Genomic DNA, 20,938 nt, shown 5'->3' on the forward strand with positions numbered 1-20,938 from the left:
CCAATAAATTGCGTACAAAAATCTGAAGAGCGATCCTATTTATACTTTCATTCGTTGCGGTTATTATAGTCGTTGCCGTAGCATTAGCGCTTAAACTTACGAATCGTTATCGTCCAAGCGTTTACAACTATGAATCATATTTATCACCTAACATTATTCAAAAATTAAAAGAAAAATACAATTATAAAGAATTCAAAGAAATAAATGAATTCACTCAAGCACTAACTCAAGAAAAAGCTATCGCAGGTGTTGGAAGTGATTTTCAAGCTGCGCAGCTTATTATTGATAAAAAAATCCAAAAATTTAATTTCGAACTAATTTACGGAAAAGGCGCAAATGAATGAGAAAACCGTAAACAGTTCTATACCAAAACAGTAATTAAACATATGGAGGATTTTGATGCCTTGATTTTATCAACACTGGATAATATGGAAAAAGAAGGCCGTGAAACAGGCTTCATTATTCAACGCGATAGTCAAGGAAAAGCTTTAAATTACCGTTTAGGAAGTGAAAAACCTTCTGAATTCAACGGTGGTTGAGATCATTTTTATGATTATATCTTGCCATATTACAGTCAGGATAAAGGTGTTGCATACAACATCAATGAAAATACTCGTCCTAATTTAAATATTAATCTTGCTCAAGAAGAATTGAATGAACAAAGTGAAAAGCTTTCATGACAAGATGTTTTCCATTATTTAAGAAATGCTAAATATACTCATTTTGGTTGAACAAATGCTTATATTGACAACCTAATGATTGGGGCTATGACATATGGAGAAGATTGAAAAAACAAGTTTACCAAAGTTGTTAATGGCACAAGATTATTTGACTTCAATGAAGAAAACTACAAAGACGCTATTGATAGTTTTAATAAATTTATTTTTGAAGCAACTGGACATGATATTAAAAGCACACAGTTTAATTTCATGTCATCAGATGGACTTGAATTATTAAATCACTTAATCGAACCTAAGGTAGGTCGAAGTGATGCAGCTGTTATGTATAACGGGGATGCTTTAGATGCATATTATTCAGAAGACAACTTTGCTTCTGTTGAAGAAGGCAAAATAAGATTTGTTAGACCTAAATATAATTATTTATTATTAGATAACTGAATTTTATCTAGTGGTTTAACAAGAGAAGAAGCTGACGAGTTTACTAAGACATTAGCAGAAGTTTTATATCACAACAATATTGGCACAAATGGTGATCTTCAACACCCTATGGCAACCTCTTTAGAGCAAATTGAAAAAGAATTTTTTGGTGATTTTAAAGAGGAATTAAATGATGAAGTTGTAGCAGAACAAAAAGAAGCTTTCGAGGGCAATATTACTTCATTATCAGATGAAAAAGTTGCTGATTTGATTAATTTATTTATTGAAAAAAATTTAGCATCCGAAACCTCTTTAACAAAAGAAAATTTCGAAAGCTGAAATACTGAAAAATTTGATGCTTTTGTAAAAAATCCTGCACTTAAAGAAAATTATGAATGAATTCTTGTATTGCGCGATAATTTAGAATCTGACAACGGATTATTCTCTGATTTATTCGGCGACTTATTTACCGATTCAAGCGTTGCAGAAATTTCAAACTTTGATTATGTTTCATATACACCTACGAATTTATTGACATATGAATTTATTAGAAAATGATACTTCGCAGGTGATGACACTGCAATTCAAATATTTGAACAACCTGCTCCAAGCGAAACATATGAATTATATTCATATCCAATAATTAATAACAATTTAAGAACTAAAATCGCAGCTTACTACTATGAGTCAACACGTTCTTAATCATAATAAATAGTTTAAAATTTAACACACACTCAAAATTGCTTTTGCGTGTGTGTTTTTGATATAAAAAAGCGCCCTTTATTAAGGCGCTTATAAAATTAGTTTTCAATAATTTTGGCAATTTTCCTTTTAATTTCGAATAGTTCAAGGTTATTAATAATATTTTCTGCCTCTTTGCTTAGGCCAATGTTTGAAAGGGATAATTCATCTTGTTTTGGCATTTCAAGACCAAATTCAGTTTGTAAAGTTGCAATGTATTTATCGCGCATTGCGTCTTGCTTATGTTCAATTAATTTTTTTGCTCAACTAGGTTTGATTTTATCAATGTTATTATAAATATTTTCTAATGTTTTATATTCGGCAAGCATGGCTGACGCAGACTTCGGTCCGATACCAGCAATTCCTTTAAAGTTATCGCTTGAATCTCCAACCATCGCTTTGTAATCAATTACTTGATATGGTTCAAAATCATAAAATTCAGTAAAGTTCTGGTCGTTAATAACAACATAATCAGATTTAATTTTTTTAATAATCCCAACACCAGGTTTAATTAGTTGGTTTAAATCTTGGTCAGCGGAATAAATTAATATACTTCCATCATAAGTTTTGGTTGCTTTGGCAATAATGTCATCAGCTTCATAACCATTATAATATTGGTTTTTAATATTTATTGCGCTTAATAGTTCTTGAATGTAGTTTAACTGAGTGTAAAATTCCGATGGTGCTTTTTGGCGCCCGGCTTTGTAATCCGTAAATGTTTCATGTCTAAATGTTTTTATACGCGAATCAAATGCAATATAAATCGAATCAGGTCCGCAAAGTTTTATTAACGAAAACATCGTGTTAAAGAATGCAACAATCGCACTAGTCGAAACTCCATTGCTATTTTCTAATCCTACGGGGTTACCATATGTTGTAGCATAAAATGAACGATATGCTAAGTAAGTTCCGTCAATCACGAGTAGTTTTTTATTTTGATTCATAGTTATTCCTTAATTTTTCAGCCCTTAAGAGTAGCTGTATTATCATTTTTCTTAACAATATCTAACTCAACTATTTTTTTGCTTAGATTCATTAATTCCGGATTGTCATAAAACACAAATGTACTAAATTTTTGAGATTCATCTTGAAAATCAAGACGATAAAATACTTTGCCAGTTTTAGCAATGCCGCTTTTAACAAATGTACATTGTGCAACTAATTTATGTTCTGTTCCTTCGTGCATTTGTGAAAAGTTCACTTGGTTATTTAAATTTAATTTAGGTCCTTCGACATTATAACTTTGACCAAGTAAACTGATTTCATTGCTTTTTTCTTCATCAATATTTTGATTAATAATTTCAGTTGGTGAATATTTATCAATTAAAGATGATATTTCTTCAATGTCTCTATCCTTATAAACTTTAATTAACAACATTGTATCGCTATTATCTTTAGAAATCTCTTTCAATAATGTTGCTTGATTATAACCGAAATTTCTCAAAGCATTTGCTTTGATTAATAACTCAATTGTTGAAAGGCCTAATGATTTTATTTTCAATAAGTAAATCATGAAGTGTAAAAAGTTTTTATAAGGCCCGAATTCATTGCGGTTGGCAATAATGTTTTTCACAATTTCAGGCCCAATACCTTTAATCATTGTCAAAGGCAAAATAATTGCATTATCTTTAATAACTGCATTAATTTCAGACAAATTAATATCTGGAGAAATAATCTTGATACCCATTTTTTTAGCTTCGTTTGCATATTTAGCGATTGTTTCGTGTGCCCCGTGAGCCGAAGATATACATGCGGCATAAAATTCAAGTGGATAATGTGCTTTTAAATAAGCCATTTGAAATGTCAAGATTGAATATGAAACGGCGTGTGATTTATTAAAACCATAATCAGCAAATTTTTCAATACTATCAAAGATCTTTTTAGCCAAGGCTTTATTGTAATTATTGGCCACTGCTTTTGAAATAAATTCTTCTTTCATTATTTCCATTTGATCAACTTTTTTCTTTGAAATAATTCTTCTTAACATGTCTGCTTCACTGAATGACATTTTAGCTACAGCTTGAACAATTTGCATAATTTGTTCTTGATAAATGATAATTCCATAAGTAGGTTTCACAATCTTATCATATTCAAGTTCAAGCGAAGGAATGACTTCCAAACCTTGTTTTCTTTTAGCGTATTTTGGAATGTTTATGGCTGGTCCTGGACGGTTTAATGAAATTATTGCAACAATATCATCAAAACTTGACACGCCAATTTTTTGTAAGGCTCTGACCATAATTGGAGTTTCAACTTGAAAAATCCCGGCTGTATTTGCACTATTTAATATTGAAAGTGCTTTTGCGTCATCATATGGAATATTATTTAAATCTATTTCAATATTTTGATTTAGTTTGATTAAGTTAGTTATTTCTTTAATAGTCGTTAAAGTTTTTAATCCTAAAATATCCATTTTGATTAAGCCAAAAGATTCAAGATATTCCATACTTACCTGAGTTTGATTAATTTGATTATCAAGTGTTTGGGTTGGAATAACTTTGATTAGTTCTTGGGGGCTGATTACTATCCCGGCAGCATGTGTACCGGTTTGACGATAAAAGCCTGCAATTCTAGCAGCTTCGTTCAATATTTTAATTGCGATATTAGAGTCTTCTTTGTTGATTTTGGCAAGCTCTAAAGCAAATTTATTGTTATTTTTAAATTCATCAAGTAATGAACTATCATCGGTAGATATCAGTTTCGATATTGAATTAATTTGGCTCGGTGTAACGTTATAGACTCTTAAGACATCTCTAATAGCAGATTTTTTGCCTAGCGATGCAAAAGTAACAATGTTAGCGACATTATTAAAACCATATTTGTTAATTAGATAATTAATGACTTCGCCTCTTCTATCGTCTTGCACATCGACGTCAATGTCGGGCATCGTAACTCTTTTTGGATTTAAGAATCTTTCGAAAATAAGTCCAAACTTAATTGGATCAACTTCAGTAATGCCAAGTAAATAGCTAATTAAAGAACCGGCAGCCGATCCCCGTCCTGGACCAATTGAAATATTATTATTTTTCGCTCATTGAATTCAGTCTTGAATAATCAAAAAATAATCTGAGAATTTTAAAGTTTCAATTACTGATAATTCATATTTTAATCTATCGGTGTATTCTTGATCTCAACCGCCATTAGCAAATTTTTTGGCAATGTTTTGACTTAAAAGTTTTTGAAGATAATTAAAAGAATCTAACCCATCAGGATTTGGGAATGTTGGCAGTATATAAGAATGCCTTGGAATTTCAAAATATAGTGATTTAATAAATTCATTAGTTTTGTTAACCAAATTAATTAATTTTTCATCGTCAAAATCATATTCAGCTTGATAAGCCTCATAAATATCAACAAATTCTTGGTCGTTAGACATTTTGGCTAAAACATTAATAATACTGTTATCATCATAATTTAAAATAGCATTGTGATTAACCAACAAACATTTATCGTAATGAGATTGTAAGATATCATTATCTAAGTCAATGGTTTGAATGGCAAAATAGTAATTTTCTCTTTCAATTACTTTTTTAGTTTTAGCATAAAAACCAAAAATAGGATGTTCCACTCAAATTAAATCTTCATATTTATTTAATATGTCAAATTCTAGGTCACCATTTTTTAAGATTTCATATGATAATTTTTTTAGATTTTCAAATGCGGCAAGATTTTTAGCATAAACTAAATAACGAAAAATTGAATTATTAATTTTTACATTACAATCCAAACCAAAAACTGGTTTTAAATTATTTTCTTTTGCTAAATTTAAAAAAGCTGCCATACTATAAAAATTACAATGTTCTGTGACGGCAAAGTATTCTAAATTATTTTTTTTAATTTCATTAATGAATTCTTCGGGTTGAATACAACTTTCTAAAAAAGAAAAAGTCGTATTTAAATGGAGGTTAGTTAATTTTAATTTCATATATAGAATTATATATTAAGATCACTTTATATATAAGGATATGCTAAAAGCTAGTGCAAAAACTATACATTTAAAAATGTCGTTAAGGAATTTTATTTAACAATGGTAAATTATTGGATTTTTTCGTAATATTTTTGCTTGAAAAAATAGCATAAAAAAACTATAAAAAGTACCGATTTTTTGTTGTCTGAAAACGTTTATAAAAAATGTTAATAAGCCATTTTTGTTTTAAAAAAGTGCCTAATTTCAGGAAGATACCGGGTTTTTTGTATTGTTAATAATGTCTTTCAATAACCATGTTAATTGCGAGAAATAAAAAGTTTTTCTCCATTTTTTCGCTACCTTTTCCTAAAATTAGATTAACAATAAAAAAACAGGAAGGTAGGTGCACATTATGATGAATTATTTTTACATCGAAAATTCACAAGACATAACAAATAGTGACCTACAAAACCTAAGAATGTTTTACACTCCAATTATCGGTCCAAGTGCAATTAGCTTATATCAACACTTATTGGATTTACATAATTTATATAATAAAGATAAAAAATATGATTTTGCTGAAACCTCAGAATTTCTTTTATTAAATGAACAACTTTTATTTGCTTCAAAAGATAAATTAGAAGCTGTTGGCTTGTTAAAAACATATCAATTAGAAGATGGTTGATTATTATTTGAATTAATAAAACCATTAAACGCGAATGAAATTGCAAATAACCCGTTAATGAGTAATTTAATTAAAGATAATATCGGAGAAAACCGTTACAAAGAAATTGTTAATGCTAAGGCAAACTTTAGTTTCAAAAAAGAAAATCTAAAAGAAGTTTCTAAAAAATACTATGAAGTTTTTGAAATTAAAGAAGATATTTTGAAACCAAGAATGACTCAGTTTGATTTTACTATTTCAAATTATGATAATGTAATTGATGATTTTAAATCAGAAGACTTTGTTGAAAACTTTACTAAACTAAGCATTAGTCCAAGCCAAAAAGCATTGATTAAAAAATTAAGAGAATTAAATTTCAATGATACTTGCATTAACCGTTTTATGAACTTTTCAATTAAAGTAAACCACGCAATCGTATGTTCTTATGTAGAAAAGATTGCTAAAGATTATGCAAACCGTAATTTATTTTCAGCAGATGCAATTGATACTGAATTATCAGCAGCATATTTTGCCAAAACTTCACAAAAAGAAGCAAATTATTCATATAATAATAGAAACATTGAATATGAAAATGCAGTTAATAATATGCGTTTTATTTCAGAAGATCTAGATTGAGATGACTAATTGAAATAAGGAGTTATAATGGCTAATGAATTTTTTGAAAACTTTTTAAATGAATTAAAATTAGACAATTTTAACCCCGCAGAAGAAAAAGCAAAAATTTTATCAAATCCCAAAGTTACTACATTAATTCAAGATTTACAACTAAGCCAAAAACAAATTGACGAAGGAATGAACTATTTACAAAAATACTTTGATTATTTAAATGAAAACAATAATAATGATCCTGATTGAAAATTATTCGTTGACGAAAACGGATTTTTAGCGATTGATTTCACTAATGATGAGTATTTTGTTCGTCGCAAATTATTGGAAAATTTCTGATTAACTAACATTACCCCACTTGATAATAGTTGATATGAATATTTTAATATGACAAAAAAACATAAACCAAGAGAATTAATAATTAATGCCAATATGTCATTGCAAAAATTTTTACCAGCTTTATCATCGCAAATTAAATTAATAACCTCAAATCAAACAATACAAGGTTTATATTTAGTCGACGAAAATTTTATTTATGCTCGTAACATTTTTAAATTTTTAGCATTTTTAATGGGCGTTCAAAAAAATAAAACAGTAATATTCGTTGATGCTAGTGCACTGTTCCAGTTTTTACAAACTAATTTAAAAAACCAATATGAAATGAACAATATTCAAAAATATTTAACTGATGTAGATTGCTTATTCATTGATCGTTTTGCAATGGGCACAAGACCTGAATGATTCATCAACTTTTTAATAACAGTATTTACTGAACGTGAATTGAAACAAAAACCAATCTTCATTGCTTCGCCTATTGATTTTGAAGATGCCGATCAACATTTAATTATCAATTTTAAAGATAAAAATAATGATGGTCTAAATAAACTCGAACGTTTATTAAAACACACAACATCCAGAATTTGCGTTAAATTCATTGCTAAGACCAATAATTAAGCAATATTTTTTCAATATATTATATAATATAGTCATATTTCTAAAAAATATAGTACAAGCGTAACCCTCTTGCGCTTTTTCTTTTCTACTTTTTTTAGTAGCACAATTTGTAATTTTAAATTTAAAAAATAATGTCATAAAATAACCAATTTTATGCAAAGATTTTGGAATAATAAGTAAATTTTATATTTTTAAATAAATGATGCATGATCACCCAGGTTCAACAAAATCAAAATTTTTTAAATTTTTTTAAAAATATATTATAATAATTAGTGCAATTATGCCCATGTGTTGCCACCATAGCCAAACGGCCAAGGCATAGGTCTGCAACACCTCGATTACCGGTTCGAATCCGGTTGGTGGCTCCATATTATGCGCCCGTAGCTCAATTGGACAGAGTGTTTGGTTACGGCCCAAGAGGTTGCGGGTTCGACTCCTGCCGGGCGCGCCATATCAGTAACATGACAAAAATTAATGCCTAATGGCATTTTTTATTTAATTTTTTAAGATTTAGCAATATATTATCGAAAGTGCTAATTTAATGCTAAAATTATATTATTAAATAATAAGGAGGGGCCTATGGATCAAGTTAATAATAAGAAATTAAGTGATAAGCACGCTAAGTATTTCAAACAAATTGTAGAAATGTACATAAAAACTGGAGAACCTGTTGCATCTAAAAAAATGGTATGTGAATACGGTCTTGATTGTAGTTCTGCAACAATTAGAAATATTATGGCAGAACTTGAGAAAATTCATTTCTTAGAAAAACCCCATACATCAGGAGGAAGAATCCCTTCAACAATTGGCTTAGAATATTATGTTAAATATTTAGCATATGACCCAAAGGAATTTTTTAACCAAAAATTAGAAGATTTGTTAGCAAAAAGAAGATTAAGTGTTGACACTACATTAGAAGAAGCAGCTAATATTGTAAGTAAGATGGCTGGATTTGCTGTCGTAGCAACTTCGAATAATGACTCTGAAACATTGAAAAGCATTCAATTAACTCCATTAAATGAATCTTCAGCAGTTGTTGTTTTGGTTACAAGCGCCGGAAATGTTGAAAATAAAATATTTAATTTAGAAAACTCAATAAGTTTAAATGATTTAAGAATTGCAATTAGACTTTTTAAAGATAGGTTAATTGATACTCCATTAATCGAGTTGGCAGATAAAGCAAATTCATTGACACCTATATTTGCAAAACAAGTCAAAAACTTTGAACTTATTATGCAAAAATTCATTAAAAATGTGTTTGCTTTTGAGGAAAAAATCGAAACAAAATCATTCAACAAAAATGCAATTATTTTATCAGAAAATATATCTAGAGAAGAAATCGTTAAACTATTAGATTTAATAGAAAATCACTCAGTGTGAGAAACAATTGAAAATAATCTTGATGAAGATAAAAATTTAAAATTAGATTTTTCAAGACCGAACTTAAGCATTATTTCGAAAAAGATTGAATTTGAAAACAACAAAAATATCAAAGAAATCAGCATCGTTGGGCCTAAAAATATTGATTTTAAAGAATCGTTCGAAGCTCTTGAAATTTTTGAAAACATCATTAAAGAAGACTGCAAGAAAGGAAGTATGTAATGAGTAAAATATTTAAAAAATATGACAATGTCGAAATTGAAATCTTAAGCGAAAGCAAATTGGATAGCAAAAAACAAACCGGATTTATCGGATTTAGTGGTTTAGATGAAAATGTTGAAAAAGCTTTAGAAAATGGTAAATATGAAAAAGATACTCGCGAAATATCATTCAAAACCAAAGGATCAGAATTAAGAATTAAAGTTTTAAAACACATTAAAACCCCTAAAATTTATCATTTCTTATTCGAAAAAAATCAAGAATTAGCGAATGAATTTGTTAAAGACCAATTAAATGTTCAAAAATTAAATTCAGAGATTGACAGTCTTAAAACTCAAATTATTGACAAAGAAACTGAATTCAAAAAACAAATTGTTAGTTTACAAGAAAAAGCTCAATTACAAATTAATGAACATCGCAAGAGAAATGATGAACACATTAATAACCAAATTAAAGAAAATAAACAATATGCATTGCAATCATTTTTAGAAGATCTTATACAACCATTAAACAACTTCGAAGTCGCTATTAAGTCAGCTGAAAACATTGATAATCCAATCGTTCAAAACTTTGCCAAAGGATTTGATATGTTATATAAACAAATCGAAAACGTATTGGCAGATGCTGGTGTAAGCAAAATTGAACCTAAGATTGGCGACACATTCGACCCTAATATTCATCAAGTTTATGAAGTTTTTGCTTCCGACCAACCGAAAGATACAATTCTAGAAGTTAAAAACATTGGTTATAAATTACATGACCGCACTATTAAGCCTGCTTTAATAGTTGTAAGCAAATAATTATTTTCACTGTTTTTTCGCTACTTAATTTAATTACGCGAATAAGCAAAATATAATTAAATGTTAAATAAAGATGCATGTTAAATGCTACAATCTACAATATAAAAATTATTTATATCATAAATAATACGAAAGGAAAACTATGAAAATTCCATTTATAGCAATCAGAAATCAAATAACACTACCTTGATCTAAAGAAAAAATTAAAGTAGGTAAACCAAACTCAGTTAAAGCTCTAGAAATTAGTCAAGCCGATTTCGAAGGAAATCTAATTTTAGCTTTTATAAAATCTGATGTTCCGCGAGATGCCGAAATTAATTCACTTGATCAAATCGAAAAAGTTGGAGTTTTATCAACAGTTTCAAAAGTAGAACAAAATGGTGGAGTTTACTTCTTAGAATTCAATACAACTAAATCAGTTCAAATCAAAAATATTGTAAGTGAAGACGGTGATTTTGTATTTGTTGAAGTTGATTTAAACACAGAAACCCACAGTAATTTAAGCTTAAAGGATGCTAAAAAATACCGTGAAAACATTTTCAAAGTTATTAAATCATTAGCAACTGGCACTTTTAATTTTGAATCTCAACCAGAAGCTAGTCATAAAAAAGCACTTGAATACTTATCAAAAAACGAAAACCTAGCTGAGCTACTTGACTTTGAAAAAGAATTATGAAAATTATTTGATATATATAAAAATGACTTTTCAAATGGAGAATTAATCGAAGTTTTAAACTCTTATGAATTAACAGGAGCATACTTAAGTCTTCTTAAAAAACTTGAAAACAAACTTCAATTAATTTCAATCGAAAATGAAATTAACAACAGCTTACGTGGCGATATGGAAGAACAACAAAGAGACTTCTTCTTACGTGAAAAAATGCGTCAAATACGTAAGATGTTAAAAGATGACGAAGGTGGAAAATTAGCTGAAGAACTTGAAACAAATGAAGAATTAAGAAAACAATTCCCAGATTATGTTTTAGAGGCTTTAAAATACGAACAAGCCAAAGTTGCTTCAATGATGCCATCAAGCCCAGAGGCAAACATTTCTAAAAACTATATCGATTTAATCTTGGCATTACCTTGAAGAAAAGTTAGCAAAGAATTAATCGATATTAACTACGTTCGTGAAGTGCTTGATAAACACCACCACGGGCTTGAAAAACCAAAAGAAAGAATTCTTGAATTTATTTCAGTATTAACTCACACTAAAGCGAAGGATTCAGAAGAAGAATATATTCCAATTAAAAACGATTCTGAAAACTTTATTGATACAAAACTATTCGTTCATAAAACAGGCCAAACTACTAATAATCCTGTAAACAATATTCCTATTTTAACTTTAATTGGTCCTCCAGGAACAGGTAAAACTACATTGGCAAAATCTATTGCTGAAGCCTTAAAACGTAGATTTATCAAAGTTTCATTAGGAGGGGTAAAAGACGAATCTGAAATTAGGGGTCACAGAAGAACATACGTCGGAGCAATGCCTGGAAAAATCATTTCAGCAATTAAAAAAGCTGGTGTTTCTAACCCTGTTATTTTATTAGATGAAATTGATAAAATGTCATCAGATTTCAGAGGCGACCCTACATCAGCTATGTTAGAAGTCTTAGACCCAGAACAAAATGCAAACTTCCAAGATCACTACTTAGATTTAGAATACGACTTGTCGAAAGTTTTATTCATTGCAACAGCTAACTACTATGACTCAATTCCAGCCGCTTTAATTGATCGTGTTGAATTACTTGAATTATCAACATACACAGTTAGAGAAAAAATCGAAATCGCTAAGACACACCTATTGCCAAAAGTATATTCACAAAATGCGTTAACTGAAAAACAAATGCAATTATCAGATGATGTTTTAGATTTTATTGTGAGAAATTACACTCGTGAAAGCGGTGTGCGTGAATTAAAGAGAATTTTAGACAGTATTGCAAGAAAAATTGTTGTAAGAATTTTAGACGGAAAAATTACTGATGAATTTTTTGTTGATAAAGAAGCAGTTGTCGATTTCTTAGGACCAGTAAAATTTGAAGATGATGAAAATGAAAACAAAGCACAAATTGGTGTTGTCAATGGTTTGGCTTATACAAGCTTCGGTGGTTCAACATTAGCAATTGAAGTAACAACTTTCCCAGGAAAAGAAGGTTTAAAACTAACTGGTCAATTAAAAGATGTTATGAAAGAATCAGCACAAATCGCCTTAGCTTATGTTAGAGCAAATGCTGAAAAATTTGGAATTAACTTTGATTTTGATAATAATTCAATTCATATCCACGTTCCAGCAGGAGCAATTCCTAAAGATGGGCCTAGTGCCGGAGTTACATTCACTACTTCTATAATTAGTGCCCTAACTAAAAAACCAGTGCCAGCTAACATTGGTATGACTGGTGAAATAACATTAAGAGGTAAAGTATTACCAATTGGTGGGCTAAAAGAAAAATCATTAGCTGCAACACAATTTGGAATTAAGAAAATTTTCTTCCCATATGACAATCAAAAGAATTTAGTTGATGTTCCAGCTGAAGTTAAAAAAGAAGTTCAATTTGTTCCTGTTAAATATTACACAGAAATTTTTGATGAAATTTTTAAATAAAAAAAGAAAACCGCGGCACCGCCGCGGTATTTTTTTTTTAAACTATACTATTTAATTTTAGCTAAGTATTTCAAGGTTCTTACATATTGGTTTACGAATGATGATTCATTGTCGTATCATGCATAAACTTTGTATAATTTTTTACCGTCTTGTTCGATAATTTTTGTTAATTGTGAATCGAAAATTGATCCAGCTTTAGAACCGATAACGTCGCTTGAAACTAATGGAGCTTTAGAAAATTCGAATGAATCAGAGGTTGCTTTTTCCATTGCGGCATTTACTTCTTCAACGGTTGCATCTTTATTTAATTCAACTGTTAGGTCAACAAATGAACCTGTGATTGTAGGTACACGTAATGCAATACCATCTAATTTACCTTTTAATTCAGGAATAACTTTACCGATAGATTTAGCAGCACCTGTAGAAGTAGGAATAATGTTTTCAGCAGCAGCACGAGCTCTTCTTAAATCTTTGTGAGGAGCGTCTTGCAATCTTTGATCTGCGGTGTATGAGTGAACTGTAGTCATGAAACCAACTTTGATTCCAAATTCTTTTTCTAAAACATTAACAACTGGAGCTAAACTGTTTGTTGTACATGAAGCACCTGAAACGATAACGTCATCTTTATTTAAAGTGTTTTCGTTAACTGAGTAAACGATAGTTTTAACATTATCTGATTTAGCTGGGGCAGTGATTAAAACTCTTTTAGCACCCGCATTTAAGTGAGCTTGATTATCTTCAACTGTTAAGAATCTTCCGGTTGCTTCAACAACGATATCTACGCCCAATTTAGCTCATGGTAAGTTTGAAGGGTCTTTTTCTGAGAAAACTGGATATGTAACACCATTAAGAATAATTGCATTGTCGGTTGCTTCAATTTCTGCATCCATTTTTCCATGTGCTGTGTCATATTTTAATAAATGAGCCAATGTAGGAGCGTCGGTTAAATCATTAATTGCAACAACTTCTAATTCAGGGTCATTGTAAATATTTCTAAAAATTAAACGGCCTATTCTTCCAAAACCGTTAATAGCTATTTTAGTTTTCATATTATCCTCCGTAATTATAAAAATTTATTATACTAATAAATTATAATCCATTTTTCCGTTTATTAATCCATTTTCTTTGCGCAAAAAGTAATAAATTAAGTAATAAAAATATAACTTTTAAAAATTTTTATTTTTTTTGTGAAAACATTTTAAAAGTATGTATAATAATACCATAGCAACCATAACGAAGGGGTTCCACCTGATACCATTCCGAACTCAGCAGTTAAGCCCTTCAGTGCCGACGATACCAGTAGGGAAAATAGGTCGTTGCTTTTTTTTATTATTTTTTTAGGTTATAATTTTATATTACATAGAAGGAGGGTAAAAATGTTAGATTCTTTTGCTTGAAAAATTAAGCAAGAAATTATTCACCATAATTTAAAAAATAGTGACAAAAAGAATTTATTAAGTGGAATAATTGCAACATCTAATTTTAATGATGAAGTTGCGACTTTTATTATCAATAATGAATTAGTTTTTTCATATATTACTAATTTATTGCGTTCTCTAAACGTAACTTATACAAACCCTCGTAAAAATAGTTTTGCTATCGACCTAAAAACTTTTCATAATAATAATTTAAAAAAAGAACGTGATTTTTTCTCAGGCATTTTTTTAGCCAGCGGGTCAATAAGCGATCTTAGCACAACATCAAATCACTTAGAATTGAAATTTTATAATGAAAAAGCGGCACGAGACAATTTAGAAATTTTAATTAATCATAATTTATCTTTTAAATTGCTAAATCGTAATGGACGTTACTTTTTATACTGTAAAAAAATTGAGAATATATGCGATTTTTTAAAAGCAATTGAAGCAATTGATTCGTATTATGAATTCGAAGATTCTAAAATTGAAAGAGATTATTATAACAATATTAATCGCATTACTAACTTTGATTTTTATAATCAACAAAGAATTGCCGATGCCAACATGACATTTATGCAAAATCTCGAATTCATTAAGACTAATAATTTAGAACATCTATTTAATCCGGATGAACTTTACTTTTTTGACCTTAAAATAGAAAACATTGACTCTAGTTTATCTGAGCTTTCAAGCATTTTAAAGTCAAAAAACATTGCCAAGTCAAGATCTTCGTTGAATCATTCACTAATTAAATTAAAAAAGATAGTATCAAAATACAAAAAATAATTAATACAGGCCAAAGTGCCTGTATTTTTATATAAAAAAAGTCACGTTAAAGTGACTATTTATTATCTAAATAAAACAATAATGGCAACGAAGCTAAGTTGTTATTATTTTCGCAAATTTTTTTAACTTCTTGTAAGCTCATTCAAACGTTTTTAGAGATTTTTTCCATCAAGCTTCCGTCAGTTTCTGGTTCAGTATTATTCATATTTGTGATATCAAAAATAAACCCATAAACTGTTTCATTCATTTGAGTTGTTGCAAAAAATTTAAAAGTATTAACCAAATTCTTCTCAGTAATTTTATATCCTGCTTCTTCAAAAACTTCGCGCAGAGCAACATTAAGCGGAGTTTCATTTTCTTCAAAAGAACCGGTTATTGGGCAAGGGAATAACTTATTTCAAGCTTGATTTTCTTCTAGTTGAATTAGAGGTTGAAAGCGGATTAAATAATCTTTGCTACCATCTGCATTTTTTCGATAGCATAAAGCGGCTATGCTATCCTTATTTCTTCTTTGGGCATAAATTATACCTTGTTCAGTTTCATAAACGTTTATTCTTGATGAACTAAAAAGTAATTTGTCTAAATTGGCTTGTTTTTTCATGTGTTTAATTATAGTTCAAATTAAGTATTTGTTTAGTGAATAATTTATTAAATTATTGATTGATTTTTCTTATTTAAAAACATTTTTTATTATAATTCTTTTAAATTACTTAGAGGAGGCATTTAATATGGCTAAAATTTTAGTTATTAACGCCGGTTCAAGTTCAATTAAATGAAATCTATTTTCAGATAAATTAGAAGTTGAAGCAAAAGGTGTTGCACAAAGAATTAAAATGGCTGAGGGTATTCTTTCATTAGATTACAACGGAAAGAAATCTGATACCATTACAGAATTACCAAGTTTTTTAGAAACTGTTAAAAAATTAGTAGCAATGTGAGAAGAAAATGGAATTATTAAAGATTTTGACGAAATTGGACAAGTTGCATTCAGAATCGTTAATGGCGGTCCACATCTACAAAAAACTAGTGAAGTAACAGAAGAAAGTATTAAACATTTAGAAGAATCAATTGATCTAGCGCCAGTTCACAACCCAGGTGCTATTGAAGCTATTAAAGCATTTAGAACTTTATTACCAAATGCAAAAATGACAATGCACTTTGACACTGCATTCCACAGAACATTACCAAAATTAGCTTACACATACCCAATTAACTACAGCGTAACCGAAGAATTAAACATTCGTAAATATGGTTTCCACGGATTAAACCACCACTATATTGCATTAAAATCAGAAGAAATTTTAGGCAAAAAAGGTGTTAATGTAGTTAGCTTACACATTGGTAATGGTGCAAGTTTATGTGCTATTGAAAACAGTCAATCAGTTGATACTTCAATGGGATTCACACCACTAGCCGGAGTGATGATGGGAACAAGATCGGGTGATGTTGACCCTTCAATTATTCCTTATATAATGAAACACAAAAACATGAGCATTTCAGATGTTATGAAAATGTTAAACGAGCAATCAGGTATGTTGGGAGTTAGTCAATTCTCATCAGACTTAAGAGACATTGGAAAAGCAAGATTAGAAAATCCACAAGCACAATTCGCTTTAGATTTATATATTCAAAGAATTGTTGATTATTTAATTACTTACTTAAACAGAATTCAAGGAAAAATTGACGCCATTGTATTTACAGCCGGTATTGGTGAAAACGATGAATATGTTCGTGAACAAGTTATTAAGAAAGTAAGATTAGTTAACTTAACAATTGATGAAGCTGCAAATAAAAATCGTGACTTCAAAGATTACAAATTAATTTCAACTAAAGAAAGCGAAATCCCAGTATACGTAATTCGTGCTGAAGAAGAAATGTATATAGCAAAAGAAGCAAGCAAGTTTTTTAACTAGCAATTAATTGCTTCTTTTTTTTATTGGTGTAAAATTACAATATAGTTATTATAAAGGAGGTATATAAGTGTTTAGACTATATAAATATTTAGGCGCCAAATTTAAAACTTTATCTTGACTAGCGGTAATTTTAACCTTGATTCAAGTTGGAGCTTTTTTGGTAGTCCCGATTTTCATCGGTCAAATGAACGGTTTAATTGCGCAACAAACCTATTTAAAAGCGCATAATATTCCGGATGTTTTCGAAAGCACTGGACAAATTCTAAGAGTTCACTTTAGTTATCCAAGTGTTGGCGAAGCATTAAAATGAATGGGTATATTTTTCACAATATTCCTAATTATCGGAACAATATCAAGTGTGCTTTCATCATTATTGGCATCATATGTTAATACAGCAGGTGCACGCCAAATTCGTTCATATTTATGAAAACACCTAGGTGAACTTTCAGAAAAAGATATTGAAGCATTTTCACATGCAAAAATCTTAACTAGATTCACCATTGACATTAACAGAATTCAAGTTGGTTTAATGTCATTATTAAGAACCATGATCATTGGCCCATTAAATTTAGTATTTGGTATTGTTTTTTCATTATTAACAGACTTAAAATTATCAATCGTTTTAGGTGTATTAATTCCCGTGCTTGCAATTACAATTATTACATCAGGATTCGTGATTGCACCTTTATTCAAAAAAGAACAAAAACTATATGATTCTATTAACAATGAAAGCCAAGAAAATATTTTGGGAGCAAAAGTTATTAAATCTTATAATCTTGAAATGCTAGAAGCTGAAAAATTTGAAAACGTTAATTTAAATTGAAGAAAAGTTTCTAGAAAATCATGATTATCATACAACGCAACATTCAACTCTATTGGGTTATTTGCCAATTTGGCGGTCGCATTAATTTTATATGTTGTAGGAATCAATTCAGTTGGTATTAAAGATCCTGAACAATTTAAAAACACAATTACAAACGCAACAACATTTATTAACTATGTTACATATATAACTGTCGGTGTGGTTATGTCATCATTTGTTATATTCAATATTTTTAGAGCAAACGTATCTTCGAAAAGAATTTTAGAAATCTTAGATAAACAACCTGATATCAAATATGTTGTATCAGATAAAAAAGTTACTGAAGGAAAAATAAGTTTTGAAAATGTTACTTTCAGATATTATGAAAATTCAGAAAAGAATGTTTTAGAAGACATTTCGTTTACAATAAATCCAGGCGAAATTTTGGGAATAATTGGACCAACCGGTTCTGGAAAAAGTACGATTGCCAAATTAATTAATTTAGATTTCAAAAGCCAATATGGATTAATCAAAATTGATAATAATGACATTCGCGAAATTGATACCACATCATTAAGACAAAATATTTCACACGTATATCAAAAACCTGCACTACTTAGCGGAACAATAAAAACTAATTTATTATTTGCTAAACCAGATGCAAGTGAAGAAGAAATAATTCAAGCAACAAAAAATGCTTGTGCATATGAATATATAAACAGATTTAAAGAAAAATTTGAACACCATGTAGAACAAAAAGGGGCAAACTTGTCTGGTGGTCAAAAACAAAGACTTTCAATTGCTCAAGGAATTATTAGACGTCCTAAGATTTTAATTTTAGATGACTCAACTTCGGCATTAGATGCTAAAACTGAAGCTCAAGTAAGATCTAATATTCGTCAAGAGTTTGCGAAAGACAAAATAACAACAGTTATTATTGCTCAAAAAATCTCTTCAATCATTGATGCTGACCAAATTTTAGTTATGGAAAAAGGTAAAATTATTGGTCGTGGAACTCATGAAGAATTAATGAAAACAAACGATTTCTATCGTGAAATTGCTACCTTGCAATTAGGAGGTGACAATGTATAATCTTGACCCTCTAAAATCTGATAAAAAAGTTAAAGAAATGAATGCATTAGAACGTAAAGCATTTTTCAAAAAACAAAAGGCCATTAAAAGTGATAGTTTCAAAAAACTAATTAAGTATTTAAATTATCGTCGTGGTATTGTTTTTGCAATCATTTTAACCACATTCATCTCGGCCATGTTAGGAGCATTTGGTGTTTATTTAATGGGTTATATTATGAACCATTATTTTGTGCCAAGTTTTCTAACTCAAAATTATGATGCTGGTATATTCGCCGGAGCAATCGCAGGGCTTATTGCAACTTACGTGCTTGTGCAAATATTCTCATATTTATCAAATGATTTATCTGTAAGAGCTGGAGTGCTGACCGCTGCGGTAATGAGAAATGACGCTTATAAAGCAATTATGAAAATGCCAATTTCATTTTTCGATAGCGTTAATAGCGGTGAGTTAATGTCTATTTTAACTAATGACATTGACAACATCTCAAATGGTTTAAGTGGTTCATTAAACGCCATAATATCAACAATATTTACCGTTTTAACATCACTTGGATTCATGTTATATTACTCAGTATATCTAACATTAATAGTTATTGCTTTATTACCTATTTTCTTCGGTTTTGCTTTCATTATGATGAAAAAAGCAATCCCACAATATGCTAAAACACAAAAAAGAATTGCCACATTGAACGGATACATCGAAGAGCATTTGGCAGCCCATCATATTATCAAATCATATGATAGAAATAATATGATCAATGACCAATTCGAAATCAGAAACAAAAAATTATTCAAATCAACATATAAGGCAAGTATTTACTCAGGAGTTATTTGACCATATGCCAATGCTGTTACCAACATTTTGCAATTAATTGTATTGGCAATTGCATCAGGTTTTGCGCTAGCAGGAATCGGTACGGGTTCAAATTCAGTATTTGATGCTGGGGTAATTGCTTCATTTATTATGTATATTAGAATAATGTCTAACCAAATCGTTAGAACATTTGAAAACTTAGCCGCAATTCAAACTGCTTCTGTTTCAGCTTCAAGGGCTTTTGCTGTTATTAATTTAAAACCTGAAATCAATGAAGAGATATTAGGACAAATTGATAATGTAAAAGGTAATGTTGAATTTAAAGATGTTTCTTTCTCATATGATAAAAATAGTGACAAACTTCAATTAAAAAATGCAAGCTTTAAGGCTAAAAAAGGTGAAGTATTCGCTATCGTTGGACCAACTGGTGCCGGTAAAACAACTATTATTAATTTATTAAGTAAATTCTATTTACCAAATTCAGGCGAAATACTGATTGATGGACACAAATCATCAGAGATTAACGAACACAGTTGAAGAAATCAAATGTCAATTGTGCTTCAAGATACATTTTTATTCAAAACCACAATTATGGAAAACTTAAAATATGCAAACTCTGAAGCAACCGAAGAAGAAATTATGAAAGCTGCTAAAATTAGTAATGCCGCAGACTTCATTGAGCAATTACGGGACGGATATAACACTGTTGTCGAGGAAGGCGGAAGCAACTTTTCACAAGGTGAAAGACAATTATTAGCAATCACTAGAGCTATTATTGCTAATAAGAATATTTTAATATTAGATGAAGCTACTTCAAATGTTGACACCATGACTGAAAAGAAAATTCAAGATGCAATGATGAATTTAATGAAAGGTAAAACTTCATTCGTTATTGCCCACAGACTTTCAACTATCGTTAACGCTGATCAAATATTGGTTATCAAAGACGGTGAAATTATTGAAAGAGGAAATCATAAAGAACTGCTTGCACAAGGCGGTTTCTATGAAAAATTATATCATTCTTCATTTTATGAAGATGCATAGCATAATGCAGGTCATTCCTGCATTTTTATTTAAATGATTTACAAAGGTTTAATTTAGTAGTAAAATTCCATATTG

The 20,938-nt window shown here is 29.6% G+C and carries 14 protein-coding genes, 2 tRNA genes and 1 rRNA gene; 13 read left to right on the forward strand and 4 right to left on the reverse strand.

Annotated elements, in window-relative coordinates:
- The first annotated feature begins 8 nt into the window (after nucleotides 1-8).
- Nucleotides 9-1,799, forward strand: coding sequence for a hypothetical protein (locus tag FJR74_RS07820; RefSeq protein ID WP_140914853.1), 1,791 nt, complete (start codon nucleotides 9-11; stop codon nucleotides 1,797-1,799).
- 98 nt (nucleotides 1,800-1,897) lie between these two features.
- Here the strand turns inward: FJR74_RS07820 and FJR74_RS01855 are convergent, their stop codons facing one another.
- Together FJR74_RS01855 and dnaE are read right to left on the reverse strand one after the other, a co-directional pair.
- Nucleotides 1,898-2,782, reverse strand: coding sequence for a 5'-3' exonuclease (locus FJR74_RS01855; RefSeq protein ID WP_140914854.1), 885 nt, complete (start codon nucleotides 2,780-2,782; stop codon nucleotides 1,898-1,900).
- Between the two features lie 2 nt (nucleotides 2,783-2,784).
- A complete protein-coding gene (gene dnaE / locus FJR74_RS01860; protein WP_306766870.1) occupies nucleotides 2,785-5,763 on the reverse strand; it encodes a DNA polymerase III subunit alpha in 2,979 nt (992 codons plus the stop codon).
- Between the two features lie 394 nt (nucleotides 5,764-6,157).
- On the opposite strand from dnaE, the gene FJR74_RS07825 reads away from it, so the two are divergent.
- From FJR74_RS07825 to lon, 7 genes are all read left to right on the forward strand, one after another.
- The gene (locus FJR74_RS07825) at nucleotides 6,158-7,054 is read left to right on the forward strand and encodes a replication initiation and membrane attachment family protein (protein ID WP_140914855.1); all 897 of its coding nucleotides are present in this window, start codon (nucleotides 6,158-6,160) and stop codon (nucleotides 7,052-7,054) included.
- 18 nt (nucleotides 7,055-7,072) lie between these two features.
- Nucleotides 7,073-7,990 (forward strand): hypothetical protein, encoded by a 918-nt coding sequence (locus tag FJR74_RS07830; protein ID WP_140914856.1) that lies wholly within the window; start codon nucleotides 7,073-7,075, stop codon nucleotides 7,988-7,990.
- A 293-nt stretch (nucleotides 7,991-8,283) separates the two neighbouring features.
- Nucleotides 8,284-8,358 (forward strand) — tRNA-Cys (locus FJR74_RS01875).
- A gap of 6 nt (nucleotides 8,359-8,364) precedes the next feature.
- Nucleotides 8,365-8,441: transfer RNA gene (locus tag FJR74_RS01880), tRNA-Arg, on the forward strand.
- Nucleotides 8,442-8,569: 128 nt separating this feature from the next.
- The gene (gene hrcA, locus FJR74_RS01885) at nucleotides 8,570-9,592 is read left to right on the forward strand and encodes a heat-inducible transcriptional repressor HrcA (RefSeq protein ID WP_140914857.1); all 1,023 of its coding nucleotides are present in this window, start codon (nucleotides 8,570-8,572) and stop codon (nucleotides 9,590-9,592) included.
- Entirely contained in the window at nucleotides 9,592-10,389 is a 798-nt protein-coding gene (locus FJR74_RS01890) for a nucleotide exchange factor GrpE (RefSeq protein ID WP_140914858.1), read from the forward strand. Before hrcA ends, FJR74_RS01890 begins: the two co-directional genes overlap by 1 nt.
- Nucleotides 10,390-10,531: 142 nt before the next feature.
- Entirely contained in the window at nucleotides 10,532-12,994 is a 2,463-nt protein-coding gene (lon, locus tag FJR74_RS07835; protein ID WP_140914859.1) for an endopeptidase La, read from the forward strand.
- 47 nt (nucleotides 12,995-13,041) lie between these two features.
- Here lon and gap read toward each other — a convergent pair whose 3' ends face one another.
- A complete protein-coding gene (gap, locus tag FJR74_RS01900; RefSeq protein ID WP_371688438.1) occupies nucleotides 13,042-14,058 on the reverse strand; it encodes a type I glyceraldehyde-3-phosphate dehydrogenase in 1,017 nt (338 codons plus the stop codon).
- Between the two features lie 156 nt (nucleotides 14,059-14,214).
- On the opposite strand from gap, the gene rrf reads away from it, so the two are divergent.
- Together rrf and whiA are read left to right on the forward strand one after the other, a co-directional pair.
- Nucleotides 14,215-14,319, forward strand: a 5S ribosomal RNA gene (gene rrf / locus FJR74_RS01905).
- A gap of 51 nt (nucleotides 14,320-14,370) precedes the next feature.
- Nucleotides 14,371-15,198: a DNA-binding protein WhiA gene (gene whiA, locus FJR74_RS01910; RefSeq protein ID WP_140914861.1), complete on the forward strand. Its 828-nt coding sequence runs from the start codon at nucleotides 14,371-14,373 to the stop codon at nucleotides 15,196-15,198.
- Between the two features lie 55 nt (nucleotides 15,199-15,253).
- On the opposite strand, the gene FJR74_RS07840 is transcribed toward whiA, so the two are convergent.
- Nucleotides 15,254-15,799 carry an NUDIX hydrolase gene (locus FJR74_RS07840; RefSeq protein ID WP_140914862.1) on the reverse strand — a complete coding sequence of 182 codons (546 nt, stop codon included), beginning with the start codon at nucleotides 15,797-15,799 and terminating at the stop codon, nucleotides 15,254-15,256.
- Between the two features lie 127 nt (nucleotides 15,800-15,926).
- Here FJR74_RS07840 and FJR74_RS01920 point away from each other — a divergent pair, with 127 nt between their 5' ends.
- The 3 genes from FJR74_RS01920 (at nucleotide 15,927) to FJR74_RS07850 (ending at nucleotide 20,863) form a co-directional block, all read left to right on the forward strand.
- Nucleotides 15,927-17,111, forward strand: a complete 1,185-nt coding sequence (locus FJR74_RS01920) for an acetate/propionate family kinase (protein WP_140914863.1) — start codon at nucleotides 15,927-15,929, stop codon at nucleotides 17,109-17,111.
- A 67-nt stretch (nucleotides 17,112-17,178) separates the two neighbouring features.
- Nucleotides 17,179-19,005, forward strand: coding sequence for an ABC transporter ATP-binding protein (locus FJR74_RS07845; protein WP_140914864.1), 1,827 nt, complete (start codon nucleotides 17,179-17,181; stop codon nucleotides 19,003-19,005).
- Nucleotides 18,998-20,863 (forward strand): ABC transporter ATP-binding protein, encoded by a 1,866-nt coding sequence (locus tag FJR74_RS07850; RefSeq protein WP_140914865.1) that lies wholly within the window; start codon nucleotides 18,998-19,000, stop codon nucleotides 20,861-20,863. Before FJR74_RS07845 ends, FJR74_RS07850 begins: the two co-directional genes overlap by 8 nt.
- Nucleotides 20,864-20,938 lie beyond the last annotated feature (75 nt).

The organism is Metamycoplasma neophronis (assembly GCF_006491995.1).
GTDB classification, from domain to species: Bacteria; Bacillota_I; Bacilli_A; order Mycoplasmatales; family Metamycoplasmataceae; genus Metamycoplasma; species Metamycoplasma neophronis.